Source organism: Salinimicrobium profundisediminis, from assembly GCF_026241755.1.
GTDB classification, from domain to species: Bacteria; Bacteroidota; Bacteroidia; order Flavobacteriales; family Flavobacteriaceae; genus Salinimicrobium; species Salinimicrobium profundisediminis.
Genome location: NZ_JAPJDA010000028.1, coordinates 12,213 through 28,474 on the forward strand (window position 1 = coordinate 12,213; position 16,262 = coordinate 28,474).

At 41.5% G+C, this 16,262-nt stretch carries 11 protein-coding genes, 2 tRNA genes and 1 pseudogene; 8 read left to right on the forward strand and 6 right to left on the reverse strand.

Translation table 11 applies throughout. From position 1 onward, the window contains the following. Window positions 1-226: 226 nt before the first annotated feature. The 3 genes and pseudogenes from proA to OQ279_RS15030 all read left to right on the forward strand — a co-directional run. A complete protein-coding gene (gene proA, locus OQ279_RS15020) occupies window positions 227-6,019 on the forward strand; it encodes an anti-phage protein ProA (RefSeq protein WP_266070827.1) in 5,793 nt (1,930 codons plus the stop codon). Window positions 6,020-6,028: 9 nt separating this feature from the next. Beyond that, on the forward strand, window positions 6,029-6,865 hold the full coding sequence (locus tag OQ279_RS15025; protein ID WP_266070828.1) for an ion transporter: 837 nt from the start codon (window positions 6,029-6,031) through the stop codon (window positions 6,863-6,865). Window positions 6,866-6,973: 108 nt separating this feature from the next. Further along, a pseudogene (locus tag OQ279_RS15030) lies at window positions 6,974-7,093 on the forward strand (transposase); the annotation flags it as partial. 152 nt (window positions 7,094-7,245) lie between these two features. Here OQ279_RS15030 and OQ279_RS15035 read toward each other — a convergent pair. After that, window positions 7,246-7,319: transfer RNA gene (locus OQ279_RS15035), tRNA-Asn, on the reverse strand. Window positions 7,320-7,375: 56 nt separating this feature from the next. After that, window positions 7,376-7,449: transfer RNA gene (locus OQ279_RS15040), tRNA-Asn, on the reverse strand. Between the two features lie 161 nt (window positions 7,450-7,610). On the opposite strand from OQ279_RS15040, the gene OQ279_RS15045 reads away from it, so the two are divergent. After that, window positions 7,611-7,979 carry a DMT family protein gene (locus tag OQ279_RS15045; RefSeq protein WP_266070829.1) on the forward strand — a complete coding sequence of 123 codons (369 nt, stop codon included), beginning with the start codon at window positions 7,611-7,613 and terminating at the stop codon, window positions 7,977-7,979. A gap of 24 nt (window positions 7,980-8,003) precedes the next feature. Here the strand turns inward: OQ279_RS15045 and OQ279_RS15050 are convergent, their stop codons facing one another. Continuing rightward, entirely contained in the window at window positions 8,004-9,464 is a 1,461-nt protein-coding gene (locus OQ279_RS15050) for a bifunctional metallophosphatase/5'-nucleotidase (RefSeq protein ID WP_266070830.1), read from the reverse strand. Window positions 9,465-9,576: 112 nt separating this feature from the next. Continuing rightward, window positions 9,577-10,944, reverse strand: a complete 1,368-nt coding sequence (gene rseP / locus OQ279_RS15055) for an RIP metalloprotease RseP (protein ID WP_266070831.1) — start codon at window positions 10,942-10,944, stop codon at window positions 9,577-9,579. Between the two features lie 153 nt (window positions 10,945-11,097). Between rseP and OQ279_RS15060 the strand changes: the two genes are divergently transcribed. The 4 genes from OQ279_RS15060 (at window position 11,098) to OQ279_RS15075 (ending at window position 14,369) form a co-directional block, all read left to right on the forward strand. Beyond that, window positions 11,098-11,784 (forward strand): SCO family protein, encoded by a 687-nt coding sequence (locus OQ279_RS15060; RefSeq protein WP_266070832.1) that lies wholly within the window; start codon window positions 11,098-11,100, stop codon window positions 11,782-11,784. A gap of 95 nt (window positions 11,785-11,879) precedes the next feature. Then, window positions 11,880-12,110 (forward strand): FeoA family protein, encoded by a 231-nt coding sequence (locus OQ279_RS15065; protein ID WP_265165116.1) that lies wholly within the window; start codon window positions 11,880-11,882, stop codon window positions 12,108-12,110. 2 nt (window positions 12,111-12,112) lie between these two features. Beyond that, window positions 12,113-14,212, forward strand: coding sequence for a ferrous iron transport protein B (gene feoB / locus OQ279_RS15070; RefSeq protein ID WP_266070833.1), 2,100 nt, complete (start codon window positions 12,113-12,115; stop codon window positions 14,210-14,212). A gap of 4 nt (window positions 14,213-14,216) precedes the next feature. Beyond that, window positions 14,217-14,369: a hypothetical protein gene (locus tag OQ279_RS15075; RefSeq protein WP_266070834.1), complete on the forward strand. Its 153-nt coding sequence runs from the start codon at window positions 14,217-14,219 to the stop codon at window positions 14,367-14,369. 258 nt (window positions 14,370-14,627) lie between these two features. On the opposite strand, the gene OQ279_RS15080 is transcribed toward OQ279_RS15075, so the two are convergent. Beyond that, window positions 14,628-15,449: a ZIP family metal transporter gene (locus tag OQ279_RS15080; protein WP_266070835.1), complete on the reverse strand. Its 822-nt coding sequence runs from the start codon at window positions 15,447-15,449 to the stop codon at window positions 14,628-14,630. Beyond that, window positions 15,449-16,108 carry a metal-dependent transcriptional regulator gene (locus OQ279_RS15085; RefSeq protein ID WP_266070859.1) on the reverse strand — a complete coding sequence of 220 codons (660 nt, stop codon included), beginning with the start codon at window positions 16,106-16,108 and terminating at the stop codon, window positions 15,449-15,451. Before OQ279_RS15085 ends, OQ279_RS15080 begins: the two co-directional genes overlap by 1 nt. Between the last annotated feature and the right edge of the window lie 154 nt (window positions 16,109-16,262).

Consider the following 16,262-nt stretch of genomic DNA (forward strand, 5'->3'; position numbering starts at 1 on the left):
ATTGTCCCTACCCAAGAAAAACAATTGCAGCTGTTAGAAAACCCATCATAATGAACAAAGGGCTAGGGCATAAAGCACATTCACTATTACCAGAACCGCATTTGGTAACCAAGTTGTTGAGAGCTGTCTCTTCATTTATTTCCCCTCCTTACCTATTATCCTTTGAATCGATTCCGCTTAACCTTTTAGGAGATGAATATTTAATTAATACCAACTGTAAAAACCTATGAACATTCAACTGGAACTCTTAGCCAGAGAGCGAATGAACCTCGCCCTCTTACAGAACCGCATCCCTCTTATTCAAAAGTTACAGATTGGTAACGATACAGAAGAACATTTAGAAAATCTGAAACTAAAGATAAAGTCCGATCCAGAAGGTGTCTTGAATGGGGAAATGGCAATTTCCTCTATTCCTCCTGGTGAAACTTTCATCGTAGAAAATCCCATTATAAGCCACTCCTGGGACTACTTTAAAAACGTAAATGAAAAAATTCGGGGAAGAGTTTTGGTTGATTTACTGGATACAGAGGGTACTATTATATCACAGACCTTTCAGGATTTAGAAATCGAGCCAGAGAGTGTTTGGTTAGGGCAACAGGCGCCACTTGAACTTGTGGTGAGTCACATAATGCCAAACAGCGACATTGTTCAGCGAATCAATCGAAAGGCTGCGGATTTTCTTAAGGAATTGACGGGAAATTCTGCTTTGAGTGGTTATCAAAGTAAAAATCGTGAACGGATATATCAAACAGGTCAGGCAATATATCAGGCTATTCGAGAAGAAAACATCACCTATTCAGAAGCTCCCGCCAGTTTTGAAGATACAGGTCAAAAAATTCGTACGCCAGAGCAGATCCTTAAACATGCAATGGCTAACTGCTTGGATATTTCTCTTCTTTACGCTGCTTGTTTAGAACAGGCGGGGATTCATTCATTAGTATTTATAATACAAGGTCATGCTTATGCAGGCTTTTGGTTGGAAGACAAATTTCTTCCGCGACCTTTGGAGGAAGATGCTCAGTTTTTCAGGAAAAGGATTGAACTGGATGAAATGGCGGCTATAGAAATCACTAGCGCCACAGCTGATTCTCATATTGGTTTTTCTCAATTAGAGAGTTTGGGTAAAGACCACTTTAAAAATGGTGAGAACTTTATTTGTGGTATAGACGTGACTCATTGCCGGCGGCACGCCAGAATTCATCCCCTAAATGATTCAGTATCGTTAGCTAATAAGACAACAGAGAAAAGAGCGCTAAGAAAGGAAGAAACGGAATTGGAGACCCGAAGCTTTAAAGAATTTGAATTACCTGAAAATGTCGAGGCTCGCGAGAAAGAGCTCGATAAGTGGAAAGACAAACTTCTGGACCTTAGCTTCCGTAATCGCCTTTTGAACTTTCGCCCTAATAAAGGAACTGTGGAAATCCTTTGTCATAGCCCGAACGAAATTGAGGATATACTTGCTGATGGTGCAGCTTTCGAAATATTGCCTGAACCACGACAAAGTTCTTTGAACCTCCAACGGACCGATCAAGAAGAGATTCTAACAGACCAGATAACCTTAAACTTTGAAAGAAAGAAACTGTTAACAAAACTATCTGAGACCAAATTTCAGACAGTACTGAACAGTCTTTATCGTTCGGTTGTGAATGCAGAAGAAGAAACCGGGGCTAATACATTGTTTCTTGCTTTAGGTATACTTTCCTGGAAGGAGACTGATCGAAGTCAGACAGAGAGAAGATCTCCACTCCTGTTGCTTCCCGTAAACCTCAAGAAAAAAACAGTTGGAGGTAAATTTTCCCTGTCACTCCGCGACGATGATACCGTGTTAAACCATACTCTTCTTCAAAAACTAAAAAGGGATTTTGATTTAGAGTTCCCTGGTTTGGATCCTCTTCCTGAAGACAAATCTGGAGTAAATGTTCAATTGATATTTGACATTATTAGAAAAATAATTCGTGACAGACGTGGATGGGAAGTTAAAGAAGAAGTATGGCTCAGTGAATTTTCTTTTCAGAAGTACCTCATGTGGAAAGAACTGGATAATCACTATGAGGATATGCTCAAAAGCCCTGTGATTCGCACAATAATGACTTCAGAAGCCCCCGATGAAATACCAGAATTCGTTTCAGAAGATAAGGTGGAAGAGCTACTTCATCCTAAGGATCTGTATTGCCCTCTGTCAGCAGACTCATCCCAAATGGCTGCAGTGCTATCAGCAGCGGAAGGCAACAGTTTTGTACTCCAGGGGCCTCCCGGCACGGGAAAATCTCAGACCATAGCTAACATGATATCTCACTGCATTGGAATTGGAAAACGAGTACTCTTTGTTTCCGAAAAGAAAGTTGCATTAGAAGTGGTCTACAGGCGCTTACAAGAGATTGGCATTGGTCCTTTTTGTCTGGAACTTCATTCTAAAAAATCAGAAAAGAAGGAAGTTGTAAAAAGCTTCTACAATGCTCTGGAATTTAATTCCGAGCCCCTTAATGGCGAATGGAACCAGGTTTCAGAAGAATTAAAAACCTCTAGGGACGGATTAAATAACTACTTCCGGGAACTTCATGAAGTAAGTCCTTCAGGTATTTCAGCATATAAAGCTTTTGGATTGGCTTCAAGAAACCCCAATATGCCGAAGATAGATCTTAATTTCGAAAGTTTTCTGAAATTCCCTCTAGCTATGTTTAGAGAACTCGTTTCAAAATTAAAAACCTGGGAGGAATTTGCAGGAAGCCTAACAAATGAAGAATATTTAGCTTGGGCCACAGTTCAAAAAAAGGAATGGAATAGCAGAACCGAAGAGGTAGTAATTCAATTGATGAACAAAATCAAGCCCCTGATTGAGGAGCTTGAAAGAATAAGTGGGGATGTCAATAATAAACTCCCAATCAATCCAAAATGGAAAATTGTCGACTGGCTAGCCTTGAGAGATTTTGTTGATAAGCTATTGGATACACCGAAGATAAAACCTGGATTTCTCAACCAAGGAGATTTCTCACAATATAATTCCGAATTTTATGAGAATTTAGAACATTTAAAAAATCAAGCAGAAATCAGGCAAAAGCTGGAGAAGGTGTTCCAGGCAAAAGTGTTTCAGGAGAATTTTTATGAGCTGAAGCAGCAACTACAGGAAACTCGAGAGGGTTTTTTCCTTATCTCATTTTTTAAGAAGCTAAAGTTTAAAAGAAGCCTTAAAGCTCTGTTGAAAGACAAATTAGAACCTCTGGACAATTATGCTCAATATTTTGTAGATGGAATAAGATATCAGGAAGGTTTAATTAAAGAAGAAAGGGCCTGCCGCTTCGTAAAAGAAGCAATAGGAGAAGAATACCAGCTTACAAATGATGAGAAATTTCGAAAAGCGATGGCCTGGGCAGAAGATGTGAATAAAGATCTTTTAGCCCTCTACTCTTCAGATTTTGAAACAGCCGCCTCAGCTAAGGCTTTTATTGCCAACTTGATTGAAAATAGATCCTTAGCCCTGGCGGAATCAAGCGAAATAAAAAAAGAATTTGACCAAAAGCACGAATTTTTAACTGACCTCAGATCAAATCTAAATTTGCTGAAGGACGAACTGGAGATAAAATCTGGATTTGCTGAAGTAAAAGCGACTGAACTAGCACAAAAACTTAAAGCTATTCAAAACTCTTTTTCGCTGTTCAGAGATATTACCACAATGAATGTTTTGAAGTCTGAACTTTCTGTAGCAGGTTTAGATCCGCTTTTTGAAGCTGTGGATAAAACAGAGGTCTCAAAATCAAAAATCTACGAGGTTTTCAATTATAACTTTCATCGTCAATGGCTACAGGAGAAAAATGAAGGCTCTGATATTTTAAATAGCACCACCGGATTACAGCTCAACAAGTTGGATTCTGATTTTAAAACTTTAGATCATAAGTACAGAGGTTATACTGAAAAGGCTCTCTCCGGCAAAATATCTGCTGACAAACCCAGAATGGGGAATCTGATTTTACCCGATTCGCCGGTAGGTCTTATTGTGAAGGAAAATAAGAAGAGTAGGCGGCATCTTCCTATTCGAAAGTTTCTGGATTCGATTGATTCAGTAGCTAAAAGCCTCAAGCCTTGCTACCTCATGAGCCCGATGTCCGTGAGTCAATATCTGCCAATTTCCCCAGATTTTGACATAGTCATCTTTGATGAAGCTTCACAAATACCACCTTGGGATGCCATAGGGGCATTGTCGAGAGGAAAACAGGCAATAATAGTCGGAGACACTAAACAATTGCCACCAACGGCTTTCTTTAGCATGAAATCAGAAGATGATTCAGATGAAAAGATAGACTGTGAAAGCGTTCTGGAAATGTTTGGTAGTATATATCCTGAAATGCTTCTTAAATGGCATTATCGAAGTCGCTCTGAGAGTCTTATCAGTTTTTCAAATCATCACATTTATGATAATAGGCTTCACACCTTTCCCGCCAGTGATACTGAAGATGACAAAGTTTCTTTAAAGGTAGTAAATGGTAAGAATGCTTTTTATGATAAGGGGAAATCCAAGACAAATGGTGGGGAGGCTAACGCTGTAGTTGATGAAATATTTAATCGCCTAAAAGAAGAAAGCACTGGCTCCATTGGGGTGGTAACCTTTAGCTCCGTCCAGGCGAACCTCATCAGCGATTTAATCGATGCGCGTCTGCAAAAGGAGCCACAATTTGAAAGTTTTTTCGACGCCAATAATCCTGAATATATCTTTGTTAAGAACCTCGAAAATGTGCAGGGAGATGAAAGAGATTTGATCTTATTTTCTGTAGGCTATGGTAAAGACAGTCTTGGAAAAATAAGTCGAAATTTTGGTCCATTAAATAATTCAGGAGGTGAACGTCGTCTAAATGTCGCAGTGACTCGAGCCAGAAATGAAGTAAAAATATTTTCAAACTTTCACCCACGGGAGCTTGATGTTAGCACAAGCAGCTCAGAAGGACTACGTCTACTAAAGGAATATTTGCTATATGCACAAGAAGGCCATAAAGCCCTTCTTCGACAACAATCCTTCAACATTGAAGATGAGTTTGGTTCTCTTTTTGAAAAAGAGGTTGCTGTTGCACTCAGAAATAAGGGCTGGAATGTGCGGACACAGATAGGAGTTGGTGGATATCGTGTAGACTTAGGAATAGTACATCCAGAGTATCATGGACGTTTCTTGGCAGGCATAGAATGTGATGGTGCACGTTACCACTCTGCAAAATCAGCCAGGGACAGAGATATTTTAAGGCAGATGGTGTTAGAAGGGCTGGGCTGGACAATTTTAAGGATTTGGTCAACTGATTGGTGGTACGATAGCAGCAAATGTATAGATAAGCTACATCAAGAATTAGAAGCTTTGTTAGTTGCTCCCAGAGAGGCTATTAAAGAAGTCTTTAAAGAAATAGACACTTCCAAATTTATTGCGGAAGATAAAGAATCTGAGCAACAGGAAGAGGAGATTAATGTACTTCAGGAAAATTTACCACCAGTCAAGAACTCTTCATTATTTGACCCTACAGTGGTGGATCTAACTCCTATGGGAGATTTTTTTGAGAATCCTACATTAGTAAGTAGCCAGGTGAAGGATTTTGTTCAATCCTTGACACCTGTTTCCAGAGAAGAATGTTTTTCAACTATATCCCGCTCCTGGGGATTTGCACGAAGAGGAAATAGAATAGACCTATTTTTAGAAACTTGCTCTAAAAATATCCATCGTACTAAATCTAATGGTCAAGTATTCTTCTGGAATTCTCCAGATGATGTTGGAGCGGTTGAAGCTCTTCGATTGCCACCAGATGGTCAGCAGAGACACCCATCCACTATTGCACCTGAAGAACTTTTACATGGTTTTTTGCCTTTACTTCAAAGTAATATTGAGATTCCAAAAGATGTGCTTTACAAAGAGGTGGCAAAAATGCTTGGCTTCAGTAGGATCACAAAAGAGAATACAAAACATATGGAACCCGCCTTAGATATTCTGAAAAAAACCCAGAGAATAAGTATTGAGAAAAATGTTGTAATCTTTCAAAAACAAAATTAATCCTGAAAAGTGAAGAAAGTAAGGCAGATCTTGTACGGTCATGAAACTTTCCCAAAAGGATTGAAGAAGAGTGTGCATAAAATCATGAGCGTTTCGAAACGTCAGGGCAATTTTAGTTGGTATTTTGATGTGTTTATTATAAGTTTAATACTTTTGAATATCCTTGCTTTAGTGCTAGAATCCGTCATACCAATAAAGCAACAGTATCATGAGCAATTCGTTCTTTTTGAAACTTTCTCTGTTCTCATTTTCACCTTGGAATATGTTTTACGAGTATGGTCTGCCAATGTAAAACCGAAGTACTCCCGCTCTGTAATAGGTAATTTTAAATATGCCTGTACTCCACTTGCTGTGATCGATCTTTTAGCTATTCTCCCTTTTTATCTACCGTTCCTGGGGATTGACCTAAGACTTCTAAGGATGTTTAGAATATTTAGAGTGTTCAGATTATTTAAAATTGCCCGCTACCTGACAGCCCTAGAACTAATGGAGCGAGTACTGATAAAAAAAAAAGAGGAACTTATGGTTTCCTTGATCTTTACTGTTTTTCTTCTTTTGTTGGCTTCAACACTTATGTACTACGTAGAAAATGAAGCCCAACCAGAGCATTTTTCCAGTATTCCAGAAACGATGTGGTGGGGCATAGCTACTCTTACCACTGTAGGATATGGCGATATGTATCCCGTGACAGGTTTAGGACAATTTTTAGGTGGCATAATTGCCATTATAGGGATTGGGTTATTTGCTCTACCCACAGGAATATTAGCAGCAGGATTTTCAGAGGAAGTATCTCAGAAAGCAAAAAAAGAAGGTGCTTGTCCCAACTGCGGAAATATTAATAATTAACCCTTTAAGTTCATAGCCAGATACATTTATAAAGTATTCTTCCTGTTCAGATTAACCACGATTTTTGCCTAATCCCCAAGTTTTGATCATGATCCCTACTTTAGAAATAGAAGCACAAATGCTTCAGCAGAATCATTCAATGCAAAAATTAAAGCTTTTAGAAGTCAATTTAGAGGGGTGAAAAATGTAGAATTTTTCCTGTACAGATTAACTACATTATTTAGCTAGTCCACAACTTTTGTTCTTGATCCTCTTGTAGTCTGTATGTTTTTGCCAAAGTAAGAGAAAAGTGATTTCCTATAAAAATAGAAAAATGTTCCACTATAGTTGCACTCGCCCAAAAATAAAAAAGCCTAACATCTCTGTCAGGCTTTATTTTGCTCCCCCTCTTGGGCTCGAACCAAGGACCCTCTGATTAACAGTCAGATGCTCTAACCAACTGAGCTAAGGAGGAATTTCAGTATGTCTTCAGTGTTATTTAAAAGGTCACTAACACCCTTTTTGTTTTTGCTCCTCCTCTTGGGCTCGAACCAAGGACCCTCTGATTAACAGTCAGATGCTCTAACCAACTGAGCTAAGGAGGACTGTCGCAACCATTTTTGCGGTTGCAAATATAATTTAAAAAATCTATTTCCCTAAACAAAGTGCGAAAAAATTAAGTGGCACATCACAGTTTTTTATCCCGTGTTAAATTCAGGAAAGTACTTCGCTTTTTAAATAATTTTGGCGCTGCTAAACTTTAAATATGAAATCACTTACTACCATCCTTTTACTGGTCCTCTCCAACGCTTTTATGACTCTTGCCTGGTACGGGCATTTAAAGTTTGGAGAATGGAAAGGCGTAGCCAAATGGGGGCTTTTTGGGCTCATTGTTATTAGCTGGGGCATCGCCTTTTTTGAATACTGCTTCCAGGTACCGGCAAACCGTATTGGCTTCAGCGGTACCGGCGGCCCTTTTTCCCTTGTTCAGTTAAAAGTGCTTCAGGAGGTCATCACCCTTGTGGTATTTGTGGTCTTTTCGGTGATCTTCTTCAAAAATGAAACCTTCAGCAGCAACCATCTTATAGGATTTATCTTCCTGATCCTGGCTGTTTACTTCATTTTTAAAGGATAGCCAAAAATGCCATTTTTGACACCTCTAGATTCCGCGGTTACAGTCGCCGTAGTTGATTTCAGACTGGTACTGCTTCAGGTAATCGATAAGATATTCCGCAGTAGTCTTTTCATACGTGCTGGTGGGCTGTTGAAAATCTTCCTCGTAAACATTAGACAAATAGTCATTCATGGCCACAGTAATTTCCGAAGCATTAGGAAGCAGGCTGCCATCGGCGGCGACAAGCTCTACCCTTCCATTCCTGTATTCCATCACTATCCCTGAATACGCCAAAGAAGGCGCATAAGATGCATTAAGGAAACCTTCCAGCTGCCCTACCGTCATTTTGAACGAGTCAAGCCCGTTTTGAAAAGGATCAATGGTGTACAAATCAAAAGGGGTGATGCTACCGTAATCAAGGTCGGCCCTTATCCCTCCATAATTCTGAAAAACCACATCGGCGCCGGTGATAGCGCGTAAGGCATCGGTGTAGAAGCAGGCTGTTTCATTCCTGTCGTGATCTTGCAGGGAGGTGCCTAATTCTTCAAAGAATTCGGGCCTGTTATTGTATGAGGCGATCAATTCTTCCATCGCAGCATCGGTTTCTGTGACCTTATTGAGATCTATAAGCTCATAAGTATACGAAGTCACCTCGCCATTTTTCACGCTAAGGTTCAATTTGGTAAGCAGCTCAAGGTCTGAACCCGATTGTACCATGTATCTCCCCTTCACCTGCTCATTGTATACCGCATGATTGTGGCCACCAACTACCAGATCAACAAAATCATGCTGCTCCAAAATCATCCTGTCACCGCCTCTACCGTAGTGGGTGAGCGCCACCACAAGATCGGCAGACATTACTTCGGAATCATTGCGATATGCCTGCATGGCATCTACACCTTCAGTAAACTCCAGTCCCTTCAATTTCTTCGGATGAGACAGCGGTTTATTATCGGCCGAAGAAGTTTCTACCACACTTATAAATGCGATCTCAAAACCATCTTTTTCAAGGACCACTTTTCCCTGCGGAAGCGTAAAACCTGAATCACTGCTTTCAATATTGGCACAAAGAAAAGGGAAACCGGCTTCGAGCATTCTCTTTTGAAGCACTTCCTGCCCGTAATCAAACTCGTGGTTGCCCAGGGCAGTGACGTCCATCCCCGCTTTGCCCATAAGGTCTACAATGGGAGATCCTTTTTCGGGGTGGTAATCTACCACAGGATTTCCTGAGAAAATATCGCCTCCCGAAACAAAGAACACCTGCGACTCTGTTTCTTTTTCTTTATCGATGATGGCTTTTATCCTTCCGAAGTTATGGATCTTGCCGTGGGGGTCATTGATGGTGTAGATCACAATGCTTTCGGCTTCGGGTTCTACTTCAGGCGGTACAGGATTTTCTGAATTAGCAGAATCATCTGAAGAGCAGGAAAGAACCACAAAAATACCTGCCAAAAATGCCATTTTCCGAAGGTATTCCGGAGCAAAAGAAAATGAAGATGTTTTCATAAAAGATAAAATTGAAGAGGCTGCCTCAAAAATCCGCCAATCGTTTTACGCATTACTGCGCGACGATCATAGAACTTTTGAGACAGCCTCTCATAAAAATTGTTAGCTAAATTTATTCGAATAACCAGCGATAGATGTCATTCCCGTTGGCAAACAAGACCAGGGCAATTAAGATAACAAAACCAACCAGTTGTGCGTATTCCATAAATTTTTCATTAGGTTTTCTCCCGGTGATCATTTCATACATCAGGAAAACCACGTGGCCACCATCCAGTGCCGGGATGGGAAGTATGTTCATAAAAGCCAGGATGATAGAAATAAAGGCTGTGGTCATCCAGAAGGCCTGCCAGTTCCATGCATCGGGGAACAGGCCGCCAATAGCGCCAAAACCTCCCACCTGGGTGGCTCCTTTTTTGGTAAAAACGTACTTGAACTGGGCCACATAATCGTGCAGCGTCCAGTAGGCAAGGTCGAAACCTTTAGATATACTTTCGGTAAAGGAGTAATGTTCTCTGCTCACCTCGATTGAAGAACCGGGTGCAACCCCAATTTTCCCTTCTTCATCGGGCGTGATCGCTATACTTTGTTGTTGCCCGTCTATGGTACCGGCAGTCTGGCCGTCTACTTCCATACTTGCGTATTCACCATTGCGGCTATAAACTATTCTTAGCTCTTTTCCCTTGCTGGCTTCAATTTGCCGGGTCACTTCATGCCAGTAGCCAACTTCAAAATCATTAATGGCAATAATCCGGTCACCTTTTTTAAGACCGGCCTTATCTGCAGGGCTACCTTCAATTACCGTGTCGAGCACCGGGATGGTCATGGGAACGAATGGCTGCATCACGCCCTGCTCGAACATTTGAGAACCTATGTCTTCGGGAACCGAAATGGTTTCTTCCTGCCCGTTCTGGTGTAAAACGCTAATGCTTTGAACATCCCTCAAAAAGAGGTATTTATTGATATCAATACTATTCTTCAAGTCTTCTCCATTTACCTGCAGCACGCGGTCGCCATCCTGGAAACCGAATTCTTTAAAGGTATCATCTACAGCAAAGCCATTGGGCATATCTTCGGGCGCTATGTAAGGGCTACCCCAGGTGAATACCACCATCATATAGATAAAGAAACCAAGGACCACATTGACAGTAACCCCACCAACCATAACAATTAGCCGCTGCCATGCCGGTTTACTGCGGAATTCCCAGGGCTTTGGCGGTTGGGCCATTTGCTCCTTGTCCATGCTCTCATCTATCATTCCGGCAATTTTCACATAACCTCCCAGCGGAAGCCATCCAATACCGTACACGGTATCGCCGATTTTCTTCTTTAAAATGGCAAATTTGACATCAAAGAACAGGAAGAATTTTTCAACTTTTATCCCAAACATTTTCGCCGGGATAAAGTGTCCAAGCTCATGCAGAACGATAAGCAGCGATAAACTGAGTATTAATTGTAATGCTTTTATAAAAAAAGGGTCCATATTTTCTGGCAAAATTAAAATCGCACAAAAGTAACCTTTTAAAGGTTCTCACAAAAGTTTAAAGTTCAGGTGGTTTAGCAGGAGTTCTTTTTATGAAGGTTAGGGTTCAAAAATGCCATTTTAGAATTGTAATTTTGCATTCAAATTTATGCTATGCTTAGCTTTTTTGCGAAATACAAATTCTTTGCAATCTTTCTTTTTGTACTGTCGGCGATAATCATCACCATCATTTACAATATCCTAAAACCCACAGAAAGATTACCCGTGTACCAGCCAAGTATGGTAAACATTGAACTGGTAGATTCTACCATGCAGGAAGTACGAAAATATCACACCATCCAGGATTTTAAGTTGTACAACCAAAACGGGGACACTATTACGCAGGATTTTTACAAAGACAAGATCTATATAGCCGATTTTTTCTTTACCACCTGCCAAACGATTTGCCCTATCATGACAGACCATATGCTGCAGATACAGGAAAGGCTGAAAAATGATGAAGATGTGCTTCTTCTTTCGCACACGGTGATCCCCAATTATGACAGCGTGCCGGTACTTAGAAAGTATGCCGATGAAAAAGGCGTGATAGATGAAAAATGGAATCTCGTGACCGGCGATAAAAAAGAAATTTACGACCTGGCCAGAAAATCTTACCTGGCAGCAAAAAGCACTGGTGACGGTGGCCCTTTTGACATGATTCACACCGAAAATTTTGTGCTGGTAGATAAAGAAAAGAGGATTAGAGGCTTTTATGACGGAACAAACCCCACTGCGATTGAAGACCTTATGCACGATGTGGAGGTGCTGAAAAATGAGTACAAAGAAGCCGAATCTGATTAGGAAAACAGCATTTAAAAATCTTTTGTGGATGCAAGTTTTTCTAATAGTAGATTTTGCCTTATTTTTGTCTTGTTTAAAATCAATCTAAATAAACATTGATCACCACTATTGCCGATCTTAAGCGTGGCCAGCGAGGCATCATCAAGGAAATTTCAGCCGAATTAATTCCGCTAAAACTTCTGGAGATGGGTTGCCTTCCGGGAAATGAAGTTCTTCTGGTACAAACAGCCCCGTTTCGGGATCCGCTTTATCTTAACATAAACGGCAGTCACCTGGCGATACGTAAAGAGACCGCCATGCACATCGAAATAGAAATTCTTCCGTAGTCATGGCCAAACAATTGAATGTTGCATTAATTGGCAATCCTAATACAGGGAAAACATCAGTATTTAATCAGCTTACCGGCCTTAACCAGCAGGTAGGAAATTATCCCGGCATCACCGTAGAGAAGAAGGAAGGCTTAAGCAAGCTATCCCGCAATGTAAAAGCGCATATCCTGGACCTTCCCGGCACCTATAGTCTTAACGCATCTTCGCTCGATGAAAATGTGGTGATTGAACTGCTGCTCAACAAAAATGATAAAGATTATCCCGATGTTGCAGTGGTGGTAAGCGATGTTGAAAATTTAAAAAGGAACCTGCTGCTTTTCACGCAGATCAAGGATCTGGAAATTCCAACCATCCTGGTCATCAACATGGCCGACAGGATGAAGCGCAAAGGAATTTCACTGGACATTCCTTTACTCGAAAAAGAATTAAAGACCAAAATTGTTCTTGTAAGTGCAAGAAAACGCACCGGAATAGATGAGCTGAAAGAGCACATTATCAATTACCGGCATATTTCTACAGAACCCTGTCTCAACGCGTCTAGGATGGATCCCGAGTATTTTGACAGGTTGCAAAGTACATTCCCTAACCAGTCGCTGTACAAGCTTTGGCTGGTAATTACACAGGATGTCAACTTCGGAAATGTAAACAGGAACAGTGCCCCTCTAAGAGAAGATTTCGTTACCAAAGACGCAAGCACGCTTAAGAGGATGCAGCAAAAGGAAACTATACTGCGCTACCAGTTCATCAACAACGTCCTGAAAAAGGGGATGACCGTGGATGTTAATGCTGCCAAAGGACTGCGCGCGCAAATGGACAGGGTCTTAACCCACAAGGTTTGGGGTTATGTGATCTTCTTTGCCATTCTCTTATTGATCTTCCAGGCGATTTACGACTGGTCGAGCTACCCAATGGATTTTATTGATGCGACCTTTGCGAAGCTGAGTGAAGTCACAAGAACGGCAATGCCGCCGGGACCGTTTACCGATCTTATAGCCGAAGGAATTATTCCCGGCCTTGGCGGTATCGTAATATTCATTCCTCAAATCGCATTCCTGTTTTTGTTTATCTCCATTTTGGAAGAAAGCGGATATATGAGCAGGGTAGTCTTTCTAATGGACAGGACCATGCGCCGCTTTGGGCTTAGTGGAAAAAGTGTTGTACCGCTGGTTTCGGGAACTGCCTGTGCGATTCCTGCAGTAATGGCCTCCCGGAATATTGAAGACTGGAAAGAAAGGCTTATCACCATTCTTGTTGTGCCATTTACAACCTGTTCGGCAAGGCTTCCGGTTTACCTCATCATCATTGCCCTTGTAATTCCCGATGAATCATTTATGGGATTCAACCTGCAGGGGTTAACCCTCATGCTCCTATACCTCCTCGGATTTGGAATGGCCATAGGATCGGCCTGGATACTGCACAAGCTCCTCAAAATAAAAAGCAAATCTTATTTCGTCATTGAAATGCCCAATTACAAATTGCCATTGTTAAAGAACGTGGGAATTAATGTGGTGGAAAAAACAAAAGCTTTTGTGTTAGGCGCCGGAAAGATCATCCTTGCTATTTCTATTATCTTATGGGTGCTTGCAAGTTATGGCCCGGGAGATAACTTCAGCAATGCAAGAGAGATTGTTGAAACCAAATACAGTGAAACCTACCTGCCCGAAGAAGAGATTGACGAATTAGTCGCCTCATATAAACTTCAGCACTCATACATTGGAAACATTGGAAAAGCTATTGAACCGGCGGTTGCTCCTTTAGGATACGACTGGAAAATTGGTATAGCTATTGTGAGTTCTTTCGCGGCAAGAGAAGTTTTTGTGGGCACCCTCGCCACAATTTACAGCGTGGGCAGTGATGAGGAAGAAACGATTAAGTCCAGAATGGCATCAGAAACCAACCATATACTGGGAGGCCCGCTCTTCACCTTTGCCAGCGGTGTGAGTTTGCTGTTATTCTACGCCTTTGCCATGCAGTGCATGAGTACACTGGCAATTGTAAAAAGGGAAACCAACACCTGGAAATGGCCTGTGCTACAGCTGGTGTCTATGACTGTGATAGCCTATGTTGCAGCCTTACTGGCCTTTCAGATTTTAAAATAAGACTATGGAATTACTACAGGAAATACTCGTCTTTATCACCTTCACAATAGCTGTTGGCTACATGTTCACCAAATTTGTATACAAACCGAAATTCATTTTTGGCGGGAAGAAAAAGGCTGATAAAGCCTGTGGCACCGGCTGCGGAAGCTGTCACTAATCGATTTACAAAAGTGTGGCAGGCAACCTGAGACAATAGATCTAAAGGAAAATCTCTGTAGTAGTTTCAGCTGAAGGATCAGTTTTTCCAAAGCCTTTATTTATATTGGCACGAGCCTGTCGCCCCATATCATTACACCTTCTTTATACTATCCACCAGCTCTGTAATTGCCCATAAGGGTTGAACCTCATAGAGTAAGATGCAGGTATCTCTGTAATTATACCTGTCAACCAAAAAGACTCTATCAGGATCAGCATTTTAGCTCAAACCGACGTCAAGGGTCATCATCACCATAAATCCGCCAATAAACCCCAGGGTAGCAATATCGGTGTACCGGTCCTGTTGAGATTCGGGTATTACTTCTTCCACCACCACAAAGATCATCGCACCGGCTGCAAAACAAAGTGCATAAGGCAAAATTGGCTCAAAGGTCATTACTGCCCAGGCCCCCAGCACTGCTGCCACCGGCTCAACAATAGCCGAAAGCTGCCCGTAATTCCAGCTCTTCCAACGGCTCATGCCCTGCCCTCTTAGCGGCGTGGCCACAGCAAAACCTTCAGGGAAATTCTGTAAGCCAATGCCCACTGCCAAAGCTACCGCACCACCTATGCTGGCTCCTTCAAGCCCCATTGCAGCACCACCAAATAGCACCCCTATGGCAAGACCTTCAGGAATGTTGTGCAGGGTTATTGCCAGGGTAAGCAGTACAGATTTGTGCCATGGCGTTTTCACGCCTTCCTTGTCGGCCATTCTAAAATTAACGTGCAGGTGGGGCAACACCTTATCCATACCAAAAATGAATAGCGCTCCCAGGCCAAAACCTACCACTGCTGGGACTACTTTTTCAAAGCCTTCGCCTTTACTCATCTCAATTCCCGGTGCAAGAAGGCTCCAAAAACTTGCCGCTACCATTACTCCACCTGTAAAACCCAGCATACCATCAAAGAGCGCACGATTCATTGTCTTAAAGAAAAACACAAAAGAGGCCCCCAGCGCAGTGAGACCCCAGGTGAATAAAGTGGCCAAGAAAGCAGCCATTACTGGATCTAAAGTTTCAAAATATGCAATTATTTCATCCATTACTCCACAGGTTTTACAAATAAATTGTTTGAAATGCTCTTAGAAACATGCAGGTCTTCATCATTGATCTTTATGAACAGGGACTCATCATAAGCTTCCCGGTGTACAACTGTGACCGATTTGCCAAGAGCAATATTATTTTTATCAAGGTATTGAAGGAATTCGGTAGAGGAATCTTTTACGCCCACACATATACCCGATTCTCCTTCCTCAAGGTCGGCCAACAGCACCTTATTCGCAATTCTGAAGTTACCTTCGGCATCGGGAATGGGATCGCCATGTGGATCTCTCTTCGGAAATTCCAGGAATTTATCGAGTTCTTGAGTAAGTTTTTCAGATTTGATGTGTTCAAGCTGTTCAGCAATGTCGTGTACCTCATCCCAGCTGAAGTTTAATTTCTCCACCAGGAAAACCTCCCAGAGCCGGTGTTTACGAATCACTTCAACGGCTGCCTTGTGACCCTTATCGCTCAGCTGCACACCCTGGTACTTTCGGTATTTCACCAGTTTCTTCTCAGAGAGTTTCTTCAGCATATCGGTGACCGAAGAAGCTTTGGTCTCCATTTCCCCGGCCAATGCGTTAGTACTCACCCCGCCCGAATTAATTTTTTCGAGATGAAAAATGGTTTTTAAATAATTCTCTTCAGAAAGACTAAACATAAAAGCGATGTTTTTTCGTGTATCAAAACTACATTTTTTATTCATCATAAACAATTTTTAGCCTTACCTAAAAATTGTTTATAGATTTGCAGAAAACATACTGATGAAAACACTTTTCTCCCTACCCCTTTTTCTATCCTGCTTGAGCTTTTAC

Coding starts and splice junctions, on each gene's coding strand:
- proA (WP_266070827.1), top strand. CDS start 227: ATGAACATTCAACTGGAACTCTTAGCCAGAGAGCGAATGAACCTCGCC.
- OQ279_RS15045 (WP_266070829.1), top strand. CDS start 7,611: ATGAAATCACTTACTACCATCCTTTTACTGGTCCTCTCCAACGCTTTT.
- OQ279_RS15050 (WP_266070830.1), bottom strand. CDS start 9,464: ATGAAAACATCTTCATTTTCTTTTGCTCCGGAATACCTTCGGAAAATG.
- rseP (WP_266070831.1), bottom strand. CDS start 10,944: ATGGACCCTTTTTTTATAAAAGCATTACAATTAATACTCAGTTTATCG.
- OQ279_RS15060 (WP_266070832.1), top strand. CDS start 11,098: ATGCTTAGCTTTTTTGCGAAATACAAATTCTTTGCAATCTTTCTTTTT.
- feoB (WP_266070833.1), top strand. CDS start 12,113: ATGGCCAAACAATTGAATGTTGCATTAATTGGCAATCCTAATACAGGG.
- OQ279_RS15075 (WP_266070834.1), top strand. CDS start 14,217: ATGGAATTACTACAGGAAATACTCGTCTTTATCACCTTCACAATAGCT.
- OQ279_RS15080 (WP_266070835.1), bottom strand. CDS start 15,449: ATGGATGAAATAATTGCATATTTTGAAACTTTAGATCCAGTAATGGCT.
- OQ279_RS15085 (WP_266070859.1), bottom strand. CDS start 16,108: ATGTTTAGTCTTTCTGAAGAGAATTATTTAAAAACCATTTTTCATCTC.